1 protein-coding gene and 1 pseudogene are annotated in these 405 nt (G+C 36.3%); both read left to right on the forward strand.

The features are described from left to right. Nucleotides 1-18 precede the first annotated feature (18 nt). Nucleotides 19-180, forward strand: coding sequence for a hypothetical protein (locus tag CWC17_RS19660; RefSeq protein ID WP_249935954.1), 162 nt, complete (start codon nt 19-21; stop codon nt 178-180). 12 nt (nt 181-192) lie between these two features. Then, nucleotides 193-405: pseudogene (locus CWC17_RS19665) on the forward strand (TlpA family protein disulfide reductase); the annotation flags it as partial.

Below are 405 nucleotides of genomic sequence, written 5' to 3' on the forward strand. Positions count from 1 at the left end.
AAATAATAAGAACGATCAATGAGAATACTAATTTCTGGAATTTCTCTGATTTTATTAAGCTTTATTAGCTCTGCACAGCAACTCGCTGATGATGACTCATTACCACTATTGCCTGCAATAACGTTAAAGATGGCTGATGGTTCAACCAATCAAACGCAAGATTTATTAGGACAAACCTAAGTTTTACATTTTTGTGCTACGTGGTGCACATATTGTAAAAAGCTGCAACCAGCACTTGAAAAAATAAAACACAAAGGCTTAAAGGTAATTGCGGTAAGCTTTAAAGAAGACGATGATGCCATCCCCGCCAAAGCAATAATTGATAGAGGCTATACATTTAAAACAGCTATTAAAGCCGATGCCATAGCAAAAAAATTAGGAATAAGAGGCACACCCACTACCCTA

The organism is Pseudoalteromonas sp. S3785 (assembly GCF_005887365.1).
GTDB lineage: Bacteria > Pseudomonadota > Gammaproteobacteria > Enterobacterales > Alteromonadaceae > Pseudoalteromonas.

Bases quoted from the DNA above. Each gene is read 5' to 3' on its own strand.
- CWC17_RS19660 (WP_249935954.1), top strand. From the start codon at position 19: ATGAGAATACTAATTTCTGGAATTTCTCTGATTTTATTAAGCTTTATT.